General features: G+C 40.1%; 1 pseudogene. It reads left to right on the top strand.

Annotated elements, in window-relative coordinates:
* A pseudogene (locus HC176_RS18095) lies at positions 1 to 270 on the top strand (hypothetical protein); the annotation flags it as partial.
* Positions 271 to 342 lie beyond the last annotated feature (72 nt).

The following is a 342-nucleotide window of genomic DNA, read 5'->3' on the forward strand; positions in this document are numbered from 1 at the left end:
GACTGTCTAAGTGAGTTTAAAGATTGGGAACCCCTTAAACAATCCTCGAAATGGTTGGTGTACCCTAAAAATATCGGCAAACGACTGTCTATAGATGAAGTGGCTCTCTCCCAAGGGGAATTATACAAGGTAGTAACCAATAAAAAGGCCAAAGGCAGAGCAGGTTCCATTGTCGCTATTGTTGCCGGGACCAAGTCTGAAGAGGTTATTAAATATGGACTTGCAACAAAAAGTCGGACATTTTTTTTAAGACCTATGCCACATTTTTAAATTGATAAAATTCTTGCTCTACTTCGCTAGGGGTCTTGTATCCCAAATACGAGTGTAATCGTTTCCTGTTGT

Source organism: Tamlana crocina, from assembly GCF_012037625.1.